The 22,035-nt window shown below is 45.6% G+C and carries 15 protein-coding genes; 3 read left to right on the plus strand and 12 right to left on the minus strand.

Going from position 1 to position 22,035, the window contains the following annotated elements; all coding sequences use genetic code 11:
* Positions 1–665: 665 nt before the first annotated feature.
* Positions 666–2,555, plus strand: a complete 1,890-nt coding sequence (locus AAHN97_RS22980; protein WP_343304452.1) for an ABC-F family ATP-binding cassette domain-containing protein — start codon at positions 666–668, stop codon at positions 2,553–2,555.
* A gap of 272 nt (positions 2,556–2,827) precedes the next feature.
* Positions 2,828–3,949 carry an acyltransferase family protein gene (locus tag AAHN97_RS22985; protein ID WP_343304453.1) on the plus strand — a complete coding sequence of 374 codons (1,122 nt, stop codon included), beginning with the start codon at positions 2,828–2,830 and terminating at the stop codon, positions 3,947–3,949.
* A gap of 275 nt (positions 3,950–4,224) precedes the next feature.
* Here the strand turns inward: AAHN97_RS22985 and AAHN97_RS22990 are convergent, their stop codons facing one another.
* From AAHN97_RS22990 to AAHN97_RS23015, 6 genes are all read right to left on the minus strand, one after another.
* A complete protein-coding gene (locus AAHN97_RS22990; protein WP_343304455.1) occupies positions 4,225–5,628 on the minus strand; it encodes an RtcB family protein in 1,404 nt (467 codons plus the stop codon).
* Between the two features lie 106 nt (positions 5,629–5,734).
* On the minus strand, positions 5,735–6,802 hold the full coding sequence (locus AAHN97_RS22995) for an AAA family ATPase (RefSeq protein ID WP_343304456.1): 1,068 nt from the start codon (positions 6,800–6,802) through the stop codon (positions 5,735–5,737).
* Positions 6,803–6,898: 96 nt separating this feature from the next.
* Positions 6,899–7,078 (minus strand): hypothetical protein, encoded by a 180-nt coding sequence (locus tag AAHN97_RS23000; protein ID WP_343304457.1) that lies wholly within the window; start codon positions 7,076–7,078, stop codon positions 6,899–6,901.
* Between the two features lie 97 nt (positions 7,079–7,175).
* Positions 7,176–7,742, minus strand: a complete 567-nt coding sequence (locus AAHN97_RS23005; protein ID WP_343304458.1) for a DinB family protein — start codon at positions 7,740–7,742, stop codon at positions 7,176–7,178.
* Between the two features lie 518 nt (positions 7,743–8,260).
* A complete protein-coding gene (locus tag AAHN97_RS23010; protein ID WP_343304459.1) occupies positions 8,261–10,465 on the minus strand; it encodes a DUF3857 domain-containing protein in 2,205 nt (734 codons plus the stop codon).
* Positions 10,466–10,471: 6 nt separating this feature from the next.
* The gene (locus AAHN97_RS23015) at positions 10,472–12,349 is read right to left on the minus strand and encodes a transglutaminase domain-containing protein (protein ID WP_343304460.1); all 1,878 of its coding nucleotides are present in this window, start codon (positions 12,347–12,349) and stop codon (positions 10,472–10,474) included.
* A gap of 160 nt (positions 12,350–12,509) precedes the next feature.
* On the opposite strand from AAHN97_RS23015, the gene AAHN97_RS23020 reads away from it, so the two are divergent.
* Positions 12,510–13,424, plus strand: coding sequence for a WD40/YVTN/BNR-like repeat-containing protein (locus AAHN97_RS23020; protein WP_343304461.1), 915 nt, complete (start codon positions 12,510–12,512; stop codon positions 13,422–13,424).
* A 343-nt stretch (positions 13,425–13,767) separates the two neighbouring features.
* Here the strand turns inward: AAHN97_RS23020 and AAHN97_RS23025 are convergent, their stop codons facing one another.
* The 6 genes from AAHN97_RS23025 to AAHN97_RS23050 are packed head-to-tail and all read right to left on the minus strand — an operon-like array spanning position 13,768 to position 22,031.
* Positions 13,768–15,012: a Gfo/Idh/MocA family protein gene (locus AAHN97_RS23025; protein WP_343304462.1), complete on the minus strand. Its 1,245-nt coding sequence runs from the start codon at positions 15,010–15,012 to the stop codon at positions 13,768–13,770.
* Positions 15,009–15,896, minus strand: a complete 888-nt coding sequence (locus AAHN97_RS23030) for a sugar phosphate isomerase/epimerase family protein (RefSeq protein WP_343304463.1) — start codon at positions 15,894–15,896, stop codon at positions 15,009–15,011. Before AAHN97_RS23030 ends, AAHN97_RS23025 begins: the two co-directional genes overlap by 4 nt.
* Positions 15,893–16,831 (minus strand): glycerophosphodiester phosphodiesterase family protein, encoded by a 939-nt coding sequence (locus tag AAHN97_RS23035; RefSeq protein WP_343304464.1) that lies wholly within the window; start codon positions 16,829–16,831, stop codon positions 15,893–15,895. The genes AAHN97_RS23030 and AAHN97_RS23035 overlap by 4 nt, the downstream gene beginning before the upstream one ends.
* 12 nt (positions 16,832–16,843) lie before the next feature.
* Complete coding sequence (locus AAHN97_RS23040; RefSeq protein ID WP_343304465.1) at positions 16,844–18,226, minus strand: arylsulfatase; 1,383 nt, start codon at positions 18,224–18,226, stop codon at positions 16,844–16,846.
* 8 nt (positions 18,227–18,234) lie between these two features.
* Positions 18,235–20,343 (minus strand): WD40/YVTN/BNR-like repeat-containing protein, encoded by a 2,109-nt coding sequence (locus AAHN97_RS23045; protein WP_343304467.1) that lies wholly within the window; start codon positions 20,341–20,343, stop codon positions 18,235–18,237.
* Positions 20,344–20,390: 47 nt separating this feature from the next.
* Positions 20,391–22,031, minus strand: a complete 1,641-nt coding sequence (locus AAHN97_RS23050) for a RagB/SusD family nutrient uptake outer membrane protein (RefSeq protein ID WP_343304468.1) — start codon at positions 22,029–22,031, stop codon at positions 20,391–20,393.
* Positions 22,032–22,035 lie beyond the last annotated feature (4 nt).

A 22,035-nucleotide genomic window follows, 5' to 3' on the forward strand; every position in this document is an offset into this window, starting at 1 on the left:
TTTTTCGTAAATTAGTAACATCGAGGGAATTTTAAATTAATATACTATGGCGGGGCTAATTCCACATTTCGCATCCATGATCATTCTGATCGTAACCTGTCTGGCTATTTCCAAGGTTATGAGAAAAGTTGAAAACGTGAACTGATCTAATTATTTAGCGCCAATGCGCGCTATGCCATCTTAAGCGCCCAGGCGCTGCACTTTATTAACCAAAACAAACGCCTCCTGACCAGGGGCGTTTTATTTTTGCACTTAACGCACATGATACAAACAAATACATCTCCCTTTCAGAAACAGAGAAATATCCTCCCATACAAAAAAACAAACGCCTCCCAATCTCAGGGGAGGCGTCTTATCCTTCAGGAAATAAGGGGATACCATACATGGATAAAGGCCGTGTCTAAAGGGGGGCAAATTCATGGAATGAAGTGCATCCTCCTTCCAATTCCCGGCCTATCAATATCACAGGAAGCATACACGCAATCTGCATTACGTTTCAGCTTTTATATCTATTAAGAATTTTTTGGATATTCAAATAAGGTTCGTCTTTGTAGCTCAATCCTTCAGTATTCATAGTATACGGTCCTCTGATAATTTTCCTTTATGAATATACGAAAAAATAATTGAAAAAACCCATTTTTCACAAAACAGGTTAACTTCGCACCATGCATTATGTAACGGTGGAAGGGTTGACCAAATCTTACGGTATCACCCCCCTTTTTGAGAATATTTCTTTTCATATTGAAGAAGGTGATAAAATAGCCCTGGTGGCCCTCAATGGCACAGGCAAATCTACGCTCCTCAGGATCCTTTCCGGTAAAGAAACCTATGATGACGGTAAAGTATGGATCCATAAAGGCGTTACGGTTGTTATGCTGGAACAGACCCATAACTTCAACCTGGACAAATCCATTATTGAAAATATCTTCGATCATTCACATCCCATCCTCAACGCTATCAAGGAATATGAGCTCCTTACAGACGATGATGCGGAACCAGATATGGACGCCCTCACGGACGCCATCGCCAAAATGGACGATCTCAACGCCTGGCACTTTGATGCCAAAGTGAAACAGATCCTCGGCAAACTGAATATCCACCACCTGGAACAACCCGTAGGCAAACTCTCCGGCGGCCAGCAAAAAAGGGTATCTCTCGCCAAAGTGCTGATAGACATAGGATTTGAACACCAGCACACCCTCCTTATCATGGATGAGCCTACCAACCATCTGGATGTTAGCATGATAGAATGGCTGGAAAACTACCTGGACCAGGAAAAAGTAACCCTGCTCCTCGTAACGCACGACCGCTATTTCCTGGATAATGTATGTAATGAGATCCTGGAACTGGACAATAGCATCCTCTATACTTACAAAGGAGACTACGCCAACTACCTGGAAAAGAAGGCGGCCAGAGAGGAAATGGACAAAGCCAGTACAGAAAAAGCACGCAACACCTACCGCAAGGAACTGGAATGGATGCGCAAACAGCCCAAAGCCCGTACCACCAAATCCAAATCCCGCCAGGACGCTTTTTACGAAGTACAGGAAAGAGCCGCCAAACGCATAGAACAGCAACAGCTGGAGCTCAACGTAAAAATGACCCGCCTGGGCGGAAAAATATTAGAACTCAAGAAAGTGAACAAAGCCTATGGCGATCTCCAGATCCTCAAAGGCTTCGATTATACCTTCAAAAAAGGAGAACGCATTGGCGTGGTAGGAAAGAATGGCGTAGGCAAATCCACCTTTCTGAATATGCTGCTGGGCACAGAACAAGCGGATTCCGGAAAGATCAACGTAGGAGAAACAGTTGTATTTGGAAATTACAACCAGTCCGGCCTCCTTATAAAGGAAGACATGCGCATCATTGAGTTCGTAAAGAACATCGCCGAAAACTTCCCCCTGGCAGATGGCACAAAAGTAAGCGCCGCTAAATTCCTGGAACTGTTCCTCTTCCCCCCGGAAAAACAATACACATATATCTCTAAGCTCAGCGGTGGAGAAAAACGCCGCCTGCATTTATTATCCATATTGTTCCGCAATCCCAACTTCCTGGTATTGGATGAACCCACCAACGATCTGGACCTGCCGACCCTGAACATCCTGGAAGATTTCCTGCAAAACTACCAGGGCTGTATCATCATCGTGAGCCATGATAGGTACTTTATGGACAAACTCGTAGATCACCTCTTTGTATTTGAGGGAGATGGTGTAGTGCGGGACTTCCCCGGCAACTATTCCCAATACCGCGAATGGGAAAGGGACCAGGAAAAGATTAAAACCATCGAGCCACCCAAACCAGCCGCTGCCGCTGCACCACCACCACCAGCAACAACAGCAGCACCAGCCCGTAAGCTCTCCTTCAAAGAAAAGCATGAACTGGAAACTTTAGATAAAGAGATCGCCGCCCTCGAAAAAGAGAAAGCCGAACTGGATACCAAACTCGCAGACGGCAGCATCCCTTACAGCGAGATCGAAAAAGCCTCCCTGCGTATAGGAGAAGTGATCAGGTTATTAGATGAAAAAGGCATGCGCTGGCTGGAGCTGAGTGAGTAGAAAGGATTGAACACTCCCAAAAAGAGTCCTCTCCTCCAAAAAAAACACCGCCTTACTTGGATGAAAAGGCAAGCAAAGCCTCTTCCTCCAACAAAAAGCACTACCATACTGGATGAAAAAGGCAAAAACAGCCACCTTCCTCCAAAAAGAAAAAAAACACCGCCCTCTGCTGCGCGGCAAAACCACAGCCCCTCACACAGAAGTAAATCAGGTTTATCCCTAACAGCTAATTCAAATTTTATTAGCTTTAGAGATAAACCCGACCTTACTATATGAACCAAAATCAGCGTTTCCTATCCCTGGATGTCTTCCGCGGCCTCACCGTTGCCGGAATGATCCTGGTGAATAATCCCGGCAGCTGGAGTTACGTTTTACCGCCTTTAGCGCATGCCCAGTGGCATGGCTGCACGCCAACAGACCTCGTATTCCCTTTCTTCCTCTTCGCTGTAGGCAACGCCATGAGCTTTGCCATGAAGAAGTTCGAAACCATGAGCAACGCAGCCGTACTGGGAAAGATCTTCAAACGCACCTTCCTCATCTTCATTATAGGCGTACTACTCAGCTGGTTCCCCTTTATCAGGTATGACGGAGACGGCAACGTAGTATTCAAAACAATAGAAAAGCTCCGCATCTTTGGCGTACTGCAAAGGATCGCCTTATGTTATGGCATAGCCGCACTATTGATCCATTACCTCAAACCCAAAGGCGCCCTGATAGCCACCAGCATCATATTATTGCTTTATTGGTGGATCATGTGGTATTACGGAGGCCCGGATCCTTACAGCCTGAACGATCACATAGGATTACAAATAGATAAACTGATCATAGGCGAAGACCATATGTATAAAGGAGAAGGTGTACCATTTGAACCAGAAGGACTCTTAAGCACCCTCCCCGCCATCGGCAATGTGGTATTCGGTTACCTGATAGGCCGCTTCATCCAGCAAAAAGGCAAAAACTACGAAATGCTCTACAAGCTCCTGGCCATAGGCGTCATCTTAGTAAGCCTCGGCCTGTTATGGGGTACCGTATTCCCCATCAACAAAAAGATCTGGACCAGCTCCTACACCCTTTACACAGTAGGCATCGCTACCATCATACTCACCGCATTGATCCATTTAATAGAATTAGAAGGCTGGAAACGCGGCACTTACTTCTTCGAAGTCTTCGGCAAAAATCCTTTGTTCATTTATGTAATGTCCGGCGTACTCGTAAGGATTTACGGCCTGATCAGGATCGGCGACCAGAACTTCTACGGCTGGCTCTACACCAACGTTTTCCAATCCACCTTAGGAAATTATGGCGGCTCCCTAGCCTTCGCCATCTTCCACGTTTTGCTATTCTGGCTCTTAGGCCTATGGATGGACAAAAAGAGAATATACATCAGAGTATAAAAAAAGGCCTCAGTTTTTGACTGAGGCCTTTTTAAAAGGATTAAAGCGATAGGAGCAAAGTATACAAAGAGCATACCTCACATAGGCTCGACATAGGCTCAAGATAGGCTATTTGTATAGGCAAACTATACCCAAAACCCCAAAAAACCTATATCCTCAGAGCGGAAACAAGCATGTAAAATTTTTAAGCGAAAACTGCCCGTACAGCATCCTGTAATTATTGTCCCAGTTTTTTCGCTTAAAAATTTTACATGTTTGTTGCAGCGGAGGGGAGATTAGTCTTCACGAGGCCCGGAACCATCCGCCATCCGCACAATCTTAGGATAAAACTTCCCCACCACATCCACAAGGTCAACCTGTGCCTTCATCACCTGGGCGATATCTTTGTAAGCCCCAGGCGCCTCATCCAACCCTCCACCAATCAATTTCACCTTCTGCTCAGAAAGCAACTTAGCCAACCCGGAAGCAGTAAAAGACTGCGTAGCCTTAGACCGGCTCATCTGCCGCCCCGCTCCATGAGAAGCAGAATCCAAAGAAGCAGCCTCCCCACGCCCCCGGACAATAAACCCAGGCGCAGTCATGGATCCAGGAATAACTCCCAGCACCCCGGATCCCGCAGGTGTAGCTCCTTTCCGATGCACAATCAACTCCTCGCCGTTATGGGTCTCCTTCCAGGCAAAGTTGTGATGATTCTCCACCCGTGCAAGCAACGACCCTCCAACCGCCTTGATCAAACGTTTATGGATCTGATGATGACAAGCAGAAGCATAATCCCCCGCAAGGTTCATCGCAATCCAGTATTCCTGCCCCTCTTCAGTATCTAACCCCAACCATGCAAGGTGCTGCACCTCCCGTGGCAAAGTACAGATCTCCTGCGCCAGCTTAGTATAATACCCTGCAATCTGCGCCCCAAGCCCTCTTGACCCGGAGTGCGACAACAATCCCAAATACCGCCCCGGCGAAAGACCAGGAAGATCAGTAACATCCACCAGCCCCCATTCCACAAAGTGGTTACCGGAACCAGAAGTACTCAACTGCGCCACCGCCTTCGCATGCAAATGCCGCAACAACCCGATTTCAGAAAACGCCGGGTCTTCCAGCACCTCATCTTCCAGCATCTGTTTCCACGAACCTCCGGCGCCAAACACAGTTCCATCTATTAACTCCCTTTTAAACACAGAAGCCTTTTTCTCCAATTCCGCGGAAGGAATATCCAGGATACTCAAACACATCCGGCATCCAATGTCCACACCAACCCCATAAGGGATCACTGCATCACGAACAGCCAGCACACCTCCGATCGGCAATCCATAACCCTGATGCGCATCCGGCATCAAAGCCCCTGCCGCTGTAACCGGCAATCGCATGGCATAATTCATCTGCCGGATCGCACCTTCCTCAATGAACTCGCTCCCATACACCGCATAATCCGTCGGCGCAGGCAAAAGCGCAATCTCATCAGAAACGGGAACTATCAATTTCTCAGCAATCTTAGAAAGCTGTTCATTATTAATGAATGCAGCCGGTTCCTCCAGGATCTCTGAAAGCAATGCCAGTGCATCAGCAGAAGAATGATGTTTATAATATTGTTCCATCACAGTGATCGCAACACTGATCACCGGCCCTTCCGGGTATCCTATTTTACGTAGCTCTTTCCCAGTTAATTTTAACTTAGCCATATTGTTATCTTACAATGAGCAGACTGCTAAAATGCAGTCTGCTCTGATGTTTTTTATAATGATCCGCCTTGCTCGTTTTTCAATTGAACAGAGGCGTTCATCTTTCTTATACCTGAACAGTCGTTCTAAAACCGATCTGTTCTGTTTGTTTTTCAAATGCGGGATCATGTTGATGTGTGATCTCCGCCAGGCTCATCGGCCTTGTGATGATCGTATCAAATCCCAGGTGCCGCGAAAGCAGTGAAGCTTTATAAGCGGATAACGCTTTGAACTCATACTGCGCAATTAACCTTCCTTTCCGTAGCAGTGCATTATCTATTTCAGAGAGCGCACTGTTAAAAGTACAGATCACCTGCACATTCAGGCAATCCGCCAGCAAACCATCAGAGAGGTTCAGCAGGTTGGATACAGAAGAGTTGTTCGAAAGCCGCCGGTCCATCAACACATTCTCTGCATCTTCAATCACCAGGACACTATCCGGGTGGTCCATGAGCAGCTCAATGAATTCAGGTTGCATGATGTTACCCGCCACAGCAGGTGAAAGGAACATCACTCTTTTCCGGAGTTTGCAGATCAGGTGCCGGAGATAGGTTGTTTTCCCTGTTCCCGGTTTACCATGCAGCAACACCAATCCCTTTTCCTTGAGTTTGTTCAACCGTTTAACGATCAGCTGGTCGATATACTGGAATTCATCCTCATAAAATAATTCCAGGTCCAGTTTCGTCTTTTTGATCTCCAGGCTTTTCAGGGCCAGGTCGCCCCCGGCTCTTACCACCAGGTTGATCTCATGGCTTTTACGTTTCTGCCTTTGTTTGAATTGCAGCATGAATTGCGTAAGTGCTTCCACCAGTTCCATATTGTCCGGGCCATGCAGTATTTCTGCATAAGCGCTACCCAGTTCAACCAGAACGGTTTCTTTCATCACAATGATCACCCTGTAGTGTTCATACTTTTTATGGGAACGGTCATAGGTGCGATGGGTATAGATCTCATCTATCTTATCAGCAAAAGCCGTTTTGATCTCGTTGGCCGCTTTCAGGTAATCTACCTGGTAGATGGCGCTGATATTGGGCAGTGTACCAAAGCAATCGTAATAGAATGTTTTACTATCAAAGTAATAGCTATCCGTTAGATTCGCGTTGATAAGTATATTTTGTAATTGTTTGTTTTCCATTAGTGGAATGCGTTTAAATTTGAAACGCAGGGTCCGTTTTGCCGGGCTAAGGAATTTCTGCATCTTTGTAAATGCAGAATCCTTGCCAAATTTCTCCTACGTCTGATCTTTTTTCCTTTTCCTGATCTTGTCTTTTCTTACGGGCCTCGTATTCGCCAGCAGCGCAAGCAGTAACCTGCTGCCCTGGTCGTCATACTGACCATCGAACCTGACGTTGTAGTTCAGGGATAATGCCGCCAGGCGGCTCAGTCTTTCGTCTTTATGTTTAGACCTCATTGTTTTAAGTTTTAAATGTTTAACCGAATGCAAACAAAAAGCCCTCGCTAAAAGCGAGGGCCAAGGGTTGACTCTTACCTTTTTGCGTATTTATATCTCAGATCATCACGGCGCTTTCCTCAAATTGTTCGCGCAATTCCCGCATTTGTGCCTGATGTCTTTCTATATGTTTGGTGAGGAAGTAGATATACTGATAGATATCCAGCTTACCCAGATTGTTTACTGTCATCATGGTATTCACCAGTCTGCCTTCTCCGTTCTTCAGCAGGCTCAGGTTGTACATGCATTGTGCAAACTGTTGCTTCAGTACGGCCCTCACTTCATCCAGATCCTTATTACCTGTAGGTTCCAGATGAGCGGGATTCACCCAGCCAAAGGATTTGCTGCTCACAATCTCAATTTGGCGGAATTTTTCCTCGTAATCATGCGGTGGCATTATAATGAGCCCGTCAAGCTTCCTATCCAGCGCTCTCCGGGTACTTTTATTAATTGTCAGTAACAGGAAATAGTTGGTAAGACTAATGTGTTCCAATACTTCGCGGATGTTCCATGATTCTTCCGAGGGTTTATAGTGCAGTAAACCTGCGTCCTCTTTGAACCATTGGTCCAGTTCCCGAAAGTTGTTTATCAGGGCCTCTCTTACGAATTGTACAACGTTTCTCATACCTCTTGTTTTTGGGGCAATCGCCTTTTCAGACGCTTACCATGTTTATATATAGATGTTCATTCTTGTCAATTTCCATACCACAACAAAAAGCCCGGTGCGCTTTTCAGCGGACCGGGCCTTAATATAACGTTAAACTTTTCGTTTACATCATAACATACCTATTCCGCCGGGATTGTATCGCATACACCCCCCTGTTGATGCACGTTTCGCGCATCGCTCTCCTGACAGTACCTTGTTGTTCAAATCTTTATCCATCAGCACAAAAAAAAGGGTCCAGCTTTTTCTGCAGGACCCTTGTTATATCTTTTTGATAACTTTTATCTGTTAACTCCAGTTATAAACCAGTCCGCAATAGTCCCATCGCCTGCTTGAGCGTGCGTTTTGAGACCTTAATTTGATATGTACAATTGCGGGACATTCTGTTTTTTGTTTGTTTATGAAACAAAGATAAAATTATTTTTTTCCTTGTACAATTTTTTTTCTATTAATTAATTGTTTTCTGCAAAAAATTTCGTTTATGCCTTCTTTAACAGGATCTTCTGCTGCTGAAATTCCTCAGCCGAGTCGATCATTTGCAGCAGCAGCGGCCATTTTGCAGCAGGCACAATGGCACTCTTATACACCTTCTTCACCTGGATGATCAGTTTGCCATCCTTACTATCCGTGGTCACAATAAAACTACCCCATTCATTATCAACGTTCCTCGTTAGCTTATCTGCCCCCTCTACGGTATATCCTGCCGGGATATTGAACTCCATTTGATATTCAAACATCCGGACAAAAGGCATATGCACATCTGCTTTCCTTTCCCGCTGGGAAGGTTTGATACTCATCTGCGAACCGATCAGTTTACCCGCATCGAGGATATAATTATTACCTGCCTTCTTCATGAACCCGTTCATTTTAAAGCTGGTAATATAAGCTACCTCAGGATCTGTATGGCGCAGCCCCATTTTCAGCACCTTATAATTATCAAGTGATTCCGGTGCTTTATCAAACTGTTCCTTTACCTCAGAAAGGAAGGCCTCTTTCACATCTTTCCGGGCTTTATCAAAAGCATTGCGATATTCCTCTGCCAGCGAGCGGTTCTTTTTACTGTCCGCAAACTCTTCCATGAAAGATTCTTTGATCCCCAGGGCTTTGCGCTCTTCATCATAATAATCCTCAAACAAGAGCAGGTTCCGCTGGATGTCTGTTTTAAAATGCCCCGTCACAGCACTGCTGCGTTCAATTTCCAGTTGCTGGAGGTCGCTCTTGCCAAAACTGATCTTATAATGCTCTGATTGTTTATTGGCCGATGCCGGGCTGAGGGGGATCTCTTCCTCTGCAAAAGCATCTCCCCATTTTACAACAGGCGCTTTCTGTCCTTCAAATTGATTGGGAACGTAATAGGCGTTAGAGAAAATACCTTCTCCGCTCATGAACATGGGCTTATTCCCCTTGGTCTTCAGCACCACACTATAATCGTCTGTATCAAAGGTTTGTTCCTGTGAAGGGCCATAACGGGGTGTTACCATAATAAAGTCTGCCTGGATCTTGTTCTTCTCCAGCAGGTAGTTCACATAGATCAGGAAGTACCGTTCATTCAGGCGGGAAAAGTTACGGCGCTGGTCCACAAAGATCGGATCACCCGGTTTTACCCTGTACAATCCTATATAACGGATCAGGTAATATATATAGGCCGCCAGTTGATCGTCTGATACGTTTGAATGTTCTTTTTTGTAGTCTTTGATCTGCCGGTTCACTTCATCCAGGTAAGGCAGTGTAGCCTTTCCTGCCATATTCACCGCATTTCCCAGCTCTATCCGGCTTTCTCCTTTTACCTTGAGGGAATTGGGATTCCTGTAGATCGTTCCTTCCTTACGGCGTCCTGGCATTTCACGGCGGATGCCAATGCAAAGATGCAGACGGACCATGGGGATCTGGCGGAAGGGGTTCATCCATAATTTAACCGGTTGCGGCGGGATGTTCTTCACCAGCAGGTCCAGCCGCATCATCCGGTCGTCTATATTCTCTTTAAAATCAGGCGCTCCGTTCATGGCCAGGTATTCCAGTGCAAATACCCGTTTCCATGCTTCCACATGTACAGAGTATTCCATCACCGGCTCCTCATCTCCCAATACAAACAACTCTTCCGTATAAGCATTCTGATGGTTCACATATCTTTCACTCCGGAGAAAGTACTCCACCAGGTCTCCCACCTGCAGATCAGGAATGGCCAGTTTCCGCTCTTTTTTGCTGCGCCTGTCCACTTCGGTAACTACTGCTTCATCTGAATAGATCTCCCGCATTTTGCCATCCGGTTTGTAGATCCGTACGCCCACATAGTTCATTGTTGTGAACTTATCAAAGGGGTCCAGCACCTGACCCATGCTTTCCAGTTCATACTGGTTAAAGGTGAATTCGGAATATTCTTCCAATGCTGCCTTGTCGTTGATCTTCAGCAGCACACGCACTGTACGGTGTATCTCATGGTCATCATCAAACGTACGGAGGTCCACATGCTTAGCCAGCACCACCGCAGATTCATTTTTATATTCATCCGGTATCGTACGTTTTTTAAAGGCGGGAAGGTCCCAGCCCCATACCTGGTCCTTTATTTCAAGGATACGCCGTTTGTAGCGTACTTCTCCTTTGGCATCCCATGCGGCGGGAGCATTATCCTGTGCCATTACACCTGTTACGAATAACAGCATACACAGGGTCATCATGCTTTTCATGCGGAATTATTTTTTAGTAAGTGTGATTTGTTCCAGGTAAGCCTGTTTCAATTGTTTGATATCGTCATTCCATTTACTGAATTCACTGCGGCGGATGTGCGTATCCTTGATCGTGATCTCCTTCCGGTAAACCACCTGATCTGCCTTCTGTACATATCCGGCTTTAAAAGTGTATTTGGCATTGTCGATGGAAAGCGCCGGAGGTAATGATTTTACTTTAAACCCCGCGGGGATGGCCAGTGTGGTTTCCTGTACCACCTGCCGTTTGTAATTCAGCCAGAAGTCGTTCTTACGTTTGGTGGTATCAATATCTGAATCATCGAATTCTTTCCGGAACTCAAGGTCCACATAAATATCATCCCCAAAACTATTCACGGCATCTTTATGCAGTACATCATAATTCATGGTGAGGTCTGTGCTCCAGTCATGCAGGTCAGAAGTTTTAAGGTTGGAGATGCCATACAGGCGGTTATCTTCTGTGAGATATTGCTGCAGCGCCTCCTTCATATTTTCTTTCTTGATGCTATGCGCTGCGCTCAGGATGCTTTCTGTACTTTCTCCTGTGATCTGATGACCGGCTACGCCTACCAGGTTATTGCCCTCAATGCGTAAAGTCCTTTTTTCGATCTGCTTATTCTGATCATACGTGCGCTTGGGAATATTGGAGAGTGAATACTGTTCTCCGTTTTCTATCAGCACCTGCCTGCCCTGGATCCGTTCTGCATATTGGTCAAAGCCGATGTATGTTTCCGTGGCATCCAGGAAATACTGTTTACCATCCAGCATCACGGCACAGATCATGTGATTGTCTACAGACAAGGTGGGCGTAGAATAATCATACGCGATATGGCGTGTACCGATCCAGCATAAACGTGCATCTATACCTAAAGCCACCAGCATCTCTTTGGTGAGATTGGCCATGCCTTTACAATCCCCGTACTTCTTTTCTAAAACCTCCTGTGCCTTAGCAGGACGAAAGCCCGCAATGCCATCTTCAAAGGCGATGTAACGAATGTTTTCCTGCATCCAGGTATATACTGCTTTGATCTTCGCCAGGTTATCCTTTGCATCCTTTGTAATGTCCAGCGCCTTTGCTTTCACCGGTTCCTTTTCATTCCCGATCTCTTTCACCAGGCTGCTATACCAGGCATAGAGGTCTTTCACACTACCGAAATAAGTGATCTTACTATCATTCCCATCCGCAGAATGGCTGCACACCAGCAGATGCGGATACACATAACTGGGGCCCGGAGCATAAGATTCATGTGCCGCGGCCGGCATGTTCTTCATTGTATAGGTATACACATCTGCCTGGCTCTTTTCATCAAACGTTACGTTTTTAATGATGCCTGCCCCATCAAAATTCAGCTCTTTGATCTCCAGGTGCATCCAGCGGGGAACGATGAGTGTAACCTCTTTCCCTTCCATGAAGAAGTCTTCATTGAAATAAACACTCGTGAAGTAGCGGGGATCGAGGATTGTTTTTTCCAGTTCCACCCTGCTTTCCGTGCCTTTCTTTTCCAGCGGCAGCATGAATCCGCAAACCCTGGCATCAGAGAAAAAGAAGCCATCTATGGAATGATAGCGGTGTTCCGGTTTGATGGATTTCACCCGTTCGCCATTCACATACACCTTCACTTCACCTACTGTGCTGTTCACATCATAGAATTCAGTGTAGGGGATGCTTCCGCGGAATTCATCACAACGATAAGTAGTAGAGAAATTTTGTTTCACGAGTACGGGGTTCCTGTTATCTCCTTTCACAAACTCATAACGCTCCTTCCGTTCCCGGATCACAATATTTTTATCCTCCTCTGCATGGGTAACTTGGTGCCCGATGCATAATAGTACGCTGAGGTACAGGCACTTAACTGAGATTTGCATATTTTCCAGGTATAAAGAGTTATAAAGATACAAAATATATTATATCTTATAGACTCATTACCATAATAGATATGCAGCTTCTTCGTGGAAACAAAAAAATCCCGTTAGGTAACCTAATTTGCTATACAGTTTATATTTTCGTAAAAAATGTAGCTTAGGCATGCCGAGAGTACTTTTAGTTGCCGTCATCTTTAGCCTCATATGCAACATTGCATGCGCACAAGACGGTAGAATATTCCTATCCAAAGATTCAGGAAACATCTGGAAAAGAATGGACCAGGGCTTCCCGCAGGAAGCGGTGGTAAACGACCTTGCCTATACGAAAGGTGTGGTGATTGCAGGTACGCAGGCACACGGCGTATTTGTGAGCCGTGATGAACTGAATACCTGGCAGGCATCCAATCAGGGTCTCCCCAAAAATATCAAAGTAGATGCCCTGGAGATCTTTGAAAACAAGATCCTCTTAGGCAGTTTCAAACACGGGCTGTTCATCTCTGAAGATAATGGCAGGAGCTGGCGTGCTACCCACAAAGGGCTCACCGATTCCACTGTTCGCTGTATTCATACATTTGAAACAAGGATCATCGCGGGAACGAATAACGGGATCTATGTTTCAACCGATAAAGGCAAAACCTGGCGGAATATTTTTCAACGGCGCCAGATCAATGGCATTACCTCTATGAATGGCAGGATCTATGCAGCCGGTGCTGATGGTATATTCCTCTCATTAGAACAGGGAGAAAATTGGCGGATCATCTATCACAAAGCTTCGGTACATAATATATCCAGCAATGGAATGTATGTATTCGCCATGTCTTATGAAGGGACCGGCAAAATATTGAAGACGAATGATGATGGTGCCACCTGGCTAAGATCAGATGCTGGCCTGCCTGCTAAATATACTTTCCAGGTAGAGAAAATTGGCCAGCGGCTGCTAGCCTGCCAATGGGATGGTGTTTACAAGTCTGACAATAACGCCAATACCTGGACGAAAAGCAGTGAGGGGTTATCTCCCGGTAAACCATTCAAAGAATTATTGATCACCCCTTTTGGCGTTATTACAGCACGCCCATAATCATTAATTCCACTACGCAAATCTACAGCGCAGTTATGTAGTTCCTTTGTATTCGACGCCGCTGTTAACCCATACTAATAACCCCGGTTGTTATATTCAGTCCGTTTTGCCTGTTGCAATAAAAATAAACGCTGTATTCGCAGAATACAAAGAGAATTAGCGTATCCCTATCCCATGTTAACCCCTGGGAGCAAAAAAAATTACCGCCAGCGATGATGCTGGCGGTAAAGCTCCCTTATAAATTTCCTCCCGGATCAGATTGTTTATTCCTTTTAACGTCCGGATCAAACTGTTCAAAATTTCTTTCTCCTTCACTGACCATTACTCACCTCCTTTTCAAGGATCATACCGCCCACTCTTTCTTCATCTTCCTGAAAAGCAGTTTATCTGCCGTTTTATTATTGAGGAACCGTTCCTTCACAGGGTCCCATTTCAACGGCACCTTCAGATCATAGGTTATGTTGGCCAGGTTACCCACGGAAGCACTCCTGTGACCTGCTTCAATATCAGATACCGGTTTACTTCTATCCCTCATCGCTTTCAGAAAATCTTTGTAATGATTATCACTATGATATACGTGCTTTTCGAAAGTTGTTTTATCTTTTAATGCCTCAGGCGTAGTGACCAGTTTCTTACGTTGTATCTCTATTGTGCCTTCTGTACCATTAAACTGGATGCCATGCGGTTTACCAAAATCTTCATGCGTCATGATCACACCATTCGCATATTTCATGGTCAGGTGTTTTACATCATTACCGGGAGGAATGAATTCTACCGGGCCGCTATGGTCCATATCTAATGCCCATTGTACAATATCAAACATATGTGCACCCCAGTCTGTGATATCTCCGCCGCCCAGTCCTTTAAAATTTCTCCATCTGCCCCACAAAGGATCACCGATCACAGGGTTTAACTCATGATTATAATGCACAAATTCATTGGGCCCTAACCACAGGTTCCAGTCAAGATCCGTTGGAACTGTTTCCGCTGGCAGGTTATATGGCACCGGAGGTCCGCCAATGCTTACCTTCACTGTTTTCACTTCACCAATGTATCCATTCCTGATCAGCTCCACTGCCTGCCTGAATTCAGGAGCAGAACGCTGCATACTGCCTGTTTGAAAAACACGTTTATGTTTAGCGGCTGCATCCGCCATTTTCCTTCCCTCTACAACTGTAAGCGAAAGTGGTTTTTCACAATAAATATCCTTCCCTGCCTCCGCAGCTTTCACAGCCATGGTAGCATGCCAGTGATCAGGTGTGGCAATCACAACAGCATCAATACTTTTCTGTTGCAGCAGCTCCGTAAAATTATGATAGGGCACACAGGAGGTACCGATCTTTTTACAGAAGTTATCCAGCTTGGATGTATACACATCACAGGCAGCCGTGATCTTCACCCCTTCAATCGGAAAGAAGGAATCTCTCAATGAAAGGCCTCTTCTGCCTGTGCCGATAAAGCCCAGGTTGATCTGATCACTCGGGGCAACAAAACCTTTCCCTCCCAATACATGCCTTGGCAGAATTAAAATGGCAGAGAGCGTAGCGGCATTACCGATAAATTTCCTGCGGCTGATAGTTTTCTTCATGCTGAAATTATTTGCTGACAGTAAGCGATACATTTCTCCAGTTCTTTCACGGTATCTGCTCCATTATATTCATATTCAATATTCGCGGGGATAGGCCAGTTATTATCCCTGATCAGGCGCAATACCTCTTTGATAGGCGTATCCCCTGATCCGAACGGTAAATTGGCTCCCTGGTCTTTTTTCCGGTCTTTCAGATGCAAACACACAATGCGTTCATGATGCTCCCGGATAAACGCCACCGCATCAAAGTTAGCGGCGGTAAAATGACCGATATCCAGGTTGATCTTTATGTATTCCGACAATCCCTTTGCACCACGTTCAAAACTATCCGGTGTGGCAAACTCATTCGGTTTGTCAACATGCGCGTGATTATGCATGCCAACGTTGATCTTGTATTGTTTTGCATATACATCTACCCGTTTCATCACACTCACCGTTCCGGAAGTGGTTAAGGTATCCGTGCCTAAAGCCTTCGCTATTCTGAATGCCAGTTCAAGATCATGTTCGGAGATATTGTCTTTAATGGTAGCGCTGTAAGCCTGGATCTTAATACCTCCTTTTTTCAATTTCTCCCGGATACCATCAATATACGACATCTGTAATCCATTGCGCCATTCAGTCAGCAATTCTTTTTTACGCGATGTTTCTTCCGGTGTACTATTCCTTTTCCATTGCAATTCCAATGGCTCCACATGCCCTTCCCAAAGCTCACAGCTTTTAATGTTAAGCTGTACCATGGCCTTGATGGCTTCATCCAGCGAACGGTCCCGCAAGCTATAGCTCTGCAATCCTATCACAACCCCTGAACGGGAAAAACCCGCCGCAGGCATAGCAAAGCCAGCCAGGCCCGTTAGCATTAATTTACTCCACTCCCTTCTTGTCATTTAGAGAAGTATTTTGATTTGGAAGACTTCACTGTTTGCAGTTCTTTCAAAGCAGCCCCTCCTTCAATACTCAGGTCTGCTTCTATTACATCCGCACCATGGCCGATCAGGCTTAAATAACCATTTTTCAATTGCTCTGCATTGATCTTTCCGGAAGTAAATTCACGGTCAATGTTCCTGGAGCTGCCCAATATGCACAAAGCACCCCGTTTATGCACTTCTGCGAAGATGCTTTTATCCGCTGGTAATTCATGGCTCACAAAACCTATTACGTTAGCCCAAGGCACACCGCTGTTATCATGCGTTGTGATAAACTCTGGTTTGCCCATCATGATCTCCATCAGGATATCTTTGTTATAGCTGTAACACTTCTTGGTGTCCTCCGGGGAATAAGAAATAACGATCGCATTTGCCTGCGCCCCGTTCTCTACTATTTTCTGCGCACGTACTTCAATAGGTACATCCTTGGCATCTATCACCAGGATGGTTTTGCCCTTAGCCCATTGCAATGCTTCATCCAGTGTAGGAATTTGGAATGAAGTAAGATTCCCTTCTGTATCTTTCAGGCGCAGTTTTTTAAGCTCAGCCAATGTGTAATCCACTACTTTTCCGTGCCCGTTAGAAGTACGATCCAATGTTGCATCGTGCATCAGCACAATCTTACCATCCTTGGTATAGTGTGGATCTATTTCCAGCATGGCAGGCGTTTGCGCCAGTGTATTCTCGAAAGTTTCAATACAGTTCTCCGGGTAACCTTTCCTTGGGCCGCCACGATGTGCACAGATGAAAGGAAGACGGTCTGGTGTATACCGCATAAAGTCTTTCAAACCTGCTGTATTACCTGTTTTAATGCTATGCAGTTTAACCGGGTTTGCGCTGTAGATACCTGTCAGCATCAATACTGCCAATACAGGAATCAGATATTTTGTTTGCATAATTTTTTCTATTTAGTGCTTATATGGAAAATAAGGAGCATTCGCTTTAGTAGCTGCCTGCAAGAGTCCCTTCGCACGTTTCACTACTTCAGGATGGGTGGCAGCCAGGTCTGTTGTTTCCGTGGAATCTTTTGCCAGGTCGTATAATTCAATCTTCCCTGCCAGGTCTGTTGGTGTACTTTTCACTATTGCTTTCCAATGATCGAAACGCAGTGCCCTGCTATCCAGCCAGTTCCTGGGCATGGTAGCATCCGGTTTATTCCAGTTGTAATTGTAAGTGTAATATTCCCAGTAGAGATAAGGATGGATAGCCTGTTTCCCTGTACCCAGCAAACCGGGATAAAAGGAAACACCATCGATTCCCGCAGGTGCTTTGATACCTGCAGCCTGGCAAATAGTAGGCAGCACATCCCAGCCTGCAGCAACATGCCCTGTTACCTGGCCGGCTTTAATTTTACCAGGCCAGTAAGCGATCATGGGTTCACGAATACCGCCTTCATAGAGGTTGGTTTTATTTCCCCTGAAAACACCATTGCTGCGGAAGAACTTCGCAAAACCGGGATTGGCACCATTGTCACTTGTAAATAATACTAACGTATTCTTATCCAATCCTTTCTCTTTCAGCATTTGCATGATCCGCCCGATATCACTGTCCAGCTGCGTGATCATAGCCGCATAGTTCTTAAACTGTGCGGGCCAGTCTTTTCCTGCGTAAGCAGAATTATCAGGGATCACATGTTCCCCATGTGGAATCGTATAAGGCAGGTAAAGGAAGAAAGGTTCCTTTGCGCTGTTTTCTAAAAACCGCAATGTTTTGTCTACAAAAAGATGATGACTGTAAGCTCCTTTTTTACCATCTGCATTTTGCTCCAGCATCACCTTCTTCCCGTTCTCATATAAAAAAGGCGGAAAATAATTATGCGCCTGTATCTGATCCAGGTAACCATAGGAGTAATCGAAGCCCTGTGTTTCCGGGCTATGCCCTTCACCACCTAATCCCCATTTTCCGATCAATGCGGTATGATACCCTGCACCTTTTAAGAGTTCTGCAACTGTTACTTTCTCCGAAGGCATGGCCGGGTCTTCCTTTTCATCTGTTAAGAAATTCCCCCGGATGGAAGTATGCCCGGTATGCATCCCTGTAAGCAAAGCTTCTCTTGATGGCGCACACACTGTATTACCGGCATAGTAAGTGGTAAAACGCAAACCACCTTTTGCCAATGCATCGATATTGGGCGTTTGTATCATCTTCTGCCCGTAACAGCCAAGATCACCATAACCCATATCATCTGCCATGATGAGGATGATATTCGGCTTCTCTTTTTCGCTGGGCTTTCCCGGGCCCCATGCGGAACCCAGGAAAGCTGTTGCGATCAGGATAGATTGTATTTTCATTCTTTTAATTAAGGTTGTCCATATAAAACACCACGACCACCGGTACCAACATAAATCCGTCCAAACACATTCCTGTCTCCTGCAAGTCCTTTTACCCCGGCAGGGAATGTCTGTGAACCATTGATCTGATCCCAGTTTGCACCCAGGTCTGTAGAGCGGTACAAACCTTTTACACCAGATAAGGTGCCATAACTATAAACAGTAGGTGTACTTGATCCAGAGGCAGGCGCACCAAATGCAAATGCAGTGGAAGTACTTAATGCAGTCACCTTCGTGAAGGTGGTACCGCCATTAGTGGTTTTGTACAAACCGTTACCATCCAGGCTCACCCAAACTTCACCAGCTGTTCCCGGCCTTGCAGCTACAAACAGGTAAGAATTTTTGTTGGGAATAGCCGTAGCGTTCTTCTGCGTCCAGGTAGCGCCACCATCTGTTGATGCATAGAGGTAGCCGGTTTTATAGATATAAAAATCGTCTCCGTTCACGCAATCAGCGGCGATGGAAAAATCCTTACTCCAAACATCAATAGCGTTCACCGAACCGGTAGGAGCACCGGTAGCAGCTGTCCAGGAACTTCCCCTGTTTGTGCTGTAATACACAGCACCTGCGGAACCGCCGGCTATATACACCATCTTATCAGGGTTTGTAGATGAGATAGCAATACGTCCTAACTTCACACCGGAAGGAAGCGTACGTGTTGTCCAGGATGTACCACTGTTGGAAGAAGTAGCCAGTATGGTACCAGTTCCATCATTGGCAGAAGAACCAAGGATAGCAATATTTGCAGGAGATGATTCGCAATAAGCAATGCTGAATCCTTCGTTGATATTGTACAACCTGGCAGTTGGGTATGTTGCGATGTTATCATGGCGGAAACCAAATACATCCGCAACACCGGAATACAAGGATACACCACCGGGAGGAGCAGCAACTGTTAATACCACAGTTTCTTCATCTCCTTTTATACGTGTTTCCCAAGCCACTGATCCCGCAGCCCAGGCATTGGAAGTGAACCATACGCCAAACCAATCCGCATAATAAAGATCACCATGATGTAAGGGATCAAATACAATGCTGGATGTAGCACTGGAAAACCAGCTGTTAGGCCACCATGGAGCTTCAATGGTTTTAGTGATAGGCAAGGAAGCGGTGTTCATCTGTTGCCATGTAGTACCTCCATCTGAAGAACGGTACAATGGATTATTGAAAGTACCGTAGCGCTGACAAACAGCTATTTTCAACGGATCATACGCTTCAATAGACAAACCACAGTAATTCTTATTCGTACCTCCTGCCGGTGTAATATCTGTCCACGTTGTTCCATTCCAAACAGTAACACCGGTTGAATGGGTGACATACACTTTACCGGCAACTACCTGCATGCGGTTGGGAGAGGTGGGCGCACCTGCCATGGCTGCGAAAGTAGTACCGCCATCTGTACTTACATAAATACCTGTACCCGGAATACCTACATACACTTTCGCAGATCTGCCACTCACTGTGGTAGCAGGGTCTACTACAACTGTACGCACACCTTTTGTACCATTGGGTACAGTAGTAATTTTCGTCCAGCTGGTTCCTGTATTGGTACTGCGGTACAACCCGTCTGTACGGGTACCTGCATACACCACGGTGCTGGTAACAGGGTCCACTGCCAGGCATTCCCCTATCCAGCGAAGATCACCATTACCATCATAAGTGGTGGAAAATAACTTCGTCCAGTTCACACCAAGGTCATTTGAACGATACACACCATCATTCAATGCCAGGTAAACCCTGTCAGGCGAATTGGCATCTAATGCCATACCATCCACCCTGATCGTACTCAGACCATCCAGCATCTGGACCCATTTCTGATTTGTGCCATCCCATTTGTAAGCACCTCCAACATCTGTACGGATGTACATTCTGTTGGACTGTGTAGGATGAATAACAATTCCCGTAACATAACCTCCTCCTCCAATCGCCACACTGCCCCAATTGTAGGGAAGCACGGATTGTATAGAGGCTCCGACAGATTTTTCACCATCCAGTGTTTCCTTTTTAAGCTCAGCAGGTTTCTTGCATGCAAACAATGCAATACCTACAGACAATAGTAGTGTCATAGAATTTTTCATAATTCAGTTTTTTTGAACGGGTTAAAAAGAGGGTTTGTTGATAATTGCTAGTATTTAGGGTTCTGCAATATTTTAGGGTTCTGTGCAATAACTGTTTGTGGAATAGGCATCAGGTAGTTCTTGGATGCATCGAATGCGATCTTTCCACCACCTGCATTTACCTTTTCATATACCAGGTTTCCACCTGTTACAGTTATTTTCATGGCACGTAATGATTTGCTGAAGATCTGTTCTGCGGTTCTCCACCTCCAGAGATCAAACAAACGTTTACCTTCAAAAGCCATTTCTATCCTGCGTTCCCTTCTGATCCTCATACGCATTTCTGCCTGAGTAAGGTTCGCAGGTAATTCAGGCAGGCCGGCTCTGACACGTACTTTCTTCATAGCATCGTATACAGATTGATCAGGGCCCACTGCTTCATTCTGTGCTTCCGCATAGTTCAGCAATACCTCTGCATACCGCCATATGATAGAATTGGCGCCGGCACTAACACCGGGAACAATAGCAGGGTCTACCATCTTCTTCAGGAAATAACCGGTACGTCCTTTACCACCTGCACCGGAAGCATCCAGCTCATTACTGTTATTAGGAACACCCAGGCGGGTATAGATGATACCATTCTTCCAGGTAGCGCCATCATAAATGATGGTTGCTTCAAAACGTTTATCCCTGTTCTTGTATGGATTGGCAGGATCGAATAAAGTGGATCCCTCGGCTTCTGTTTTACCATCCAGGAATTCATATTCATCTACCAGGTCCTGCGTAGGATTCACAGCACCCCATCCACCACCATCAGAAACCTTTACAGGATTCCAGTACTTTTCTTTGATCTCACCTTTGATGTTGGCAGCATACTGAATATCAAAGATCACTTCTTTGTTATTCTCGTTGGCAGGTAAGAACAACTGGCCATAATCGCCAAACAGATCGTACCCTGCACCGGACTGCATGATCTTCAGGTTAGTGGCAGCAGCTTCCGGCCATTTACCTGCATACAATTCCTGCTCACCTTTCAATGCCCATGCAGCACCTTTGGTAGCACGGCCGGCATCTTTTGCAGCAACAGTTAAAGGAAGATCTACCGCAGCTTCTTCACACTCTTTCTGAATGAAAGCCACACATTCTTCGTAAGTATTTCTTGGATTAAAAATGGCATCGCCCTGCTCTTCCCTGTTGAGCGGAACGGTAATAATGGGCACACCGCCATACAGGTCCATCAGGGATTTATAATAATATGCTCTTAAGAATTTTGCCTGTGCCAGGAAGCTTTTCTTGGTGGCATCATCAAAGCTGGATGCCGATACATTCTGAATAAACACATTACACTTCCGGATATTGGTGTACATGTTCTTCCAGTGTGGCGTAAAGATAGGTGTTGACGGTCCGTAGGAACCCTGTGCAAAGTTCACATAAGAAGGGATCCCTGCAATAGGGCCACTGATACTGTTATCGGAGAAGTTATCCAAAGGATCGTTACTGATCTCTGAAGGCACGTTTGTGAACACGGTAGATTGTGGGCCAGGGTTCAGGTTGTTATAGATATCATTGAGGAACAAACCTGCATTGGTTGGTGTTTTCCAAACAGAAGCATCCGTTAGCTGATCTGTTGGCTCAATGTCAAGCGATTCGTCACAGGCAGTGAACAACAATGCGCCCGCTACTATATATAAGAAGGATAATTTTTTCATCAGA

The organism is Chitinophaga niabensis, from assembly GCF_039545795.1.
GTDB lineage: Bacteria > Bacteroidota > Bacteroidia > Chitinophagales > Chitinophagaceae > Chitinophaga > Chitinophaga niabensis_B.

Bases quoted from the DNA above. Each gene is read 5' to 3' on its own strand.
- AAHN97_RS22980 (WP_343304452.1), top strand. From the start codon at position 666: ATGCATTATGTAACGGTGGAAGGGTTGACCAAATCTTACGGTATCACC.
- AAHN97_RS22985 (WP_343304453.1), top strand. From the start codon at position 2,828: ATGAACCAAAATCAGCGTTTCCTATCCCTGGATGTCTTCCGCGGCCTC.
- AAHN97_RS22990 (WP_343304455.1), bottom strand. From the start codon at position 5,628: ATGGCTAAGTTAAAATTAACTGGGAAAGAGCTACGTAAAATAGGATAC.
- AAHN97_RS22995 (WP_343304456.1), bottom strand. From the start codon at position 6,802: ATGGAAAACAAACAATTACAAAATATACTTATCAACGCGAATCTAACG.
- AAHN97_RS23000 (WP_343304457.1), bottom strand. From the start codon at position 7,078: ATGAGGTCTAAACATAAAGACGAAAGACTGAGCCGCCTGGCGGCATTA.
- AAHN97_RS23005 (WP_343304458.1), bottom strand. From the start codon at position 7,742: ATGAGAAACGTTGTACAATTCGTAAGAGAGGCCCTGATAAACAACTTT.
- AAHN97_RS23010 (WP_343304459.1), bottom strand. From the start codon at position 10,465: ATGAAAAGCATGATGACCCTGTGTATGCTGTTATTCGTAACAGGTGTA.
- AAHN97_RS23015 (WP_343304460.1), bottom strand. From the start codon at position 12,349: ATGCAAATCTCAGTTAAGTGCCTGTACCTCAGCGTACTATTATGCATC.
- AAHN97_RS23020 (WP_343304461.1), top strand. From the start codon at position 12,510: ATGCCGAGAGTACTTTTAGTTGCCGTCATCTTTAGCCTCATATGCAAC.
- AAHN97_RS23025 (WP_343304462.1), bottom strand. From the start codon at position 15,012: ATGAAGAAAACTATCAGCCGCAGGAAATTTATCGGTAATGCCGCTACG.
- AAHN97_RS23030 (WP_343304463.1), bottom strand. From the start codon at position 15,896: ATGACAAGAAGGGAGTGGAGTAAATTAATGCTAACGGGCCTGGCTGGC.
- AAHN97_RS23035 (WP_343304464.1), bottom strand. From the start codon at position 16,831: ATGCAAACAAAATATCTGATTCCTGTATTGGCAGTATTGATGCTGACA.
- AAHN97_RS23040 (WP_343304465.1), bottom strand. From the start codon at position 18,226: ATGAAAATACAATCTATCCTGATCGCAACAGCTTTCCTGGGTTCCGCA.
- AAHN97_RS23045 (WP_343304467.1), bottom strand. From the start codon at position 20,343: ATGAAAAATTCTATGACACTACTATTGTCTGTAGGTATTGCATTGTTT.
- AAHN97_RS23050 (WP_343304468.1), bottom strand. From the start codon at position 22,031: ATGAAAAAATTATCCTTCTTATATATAGTAGCGGGCGCATTGTTGTTC.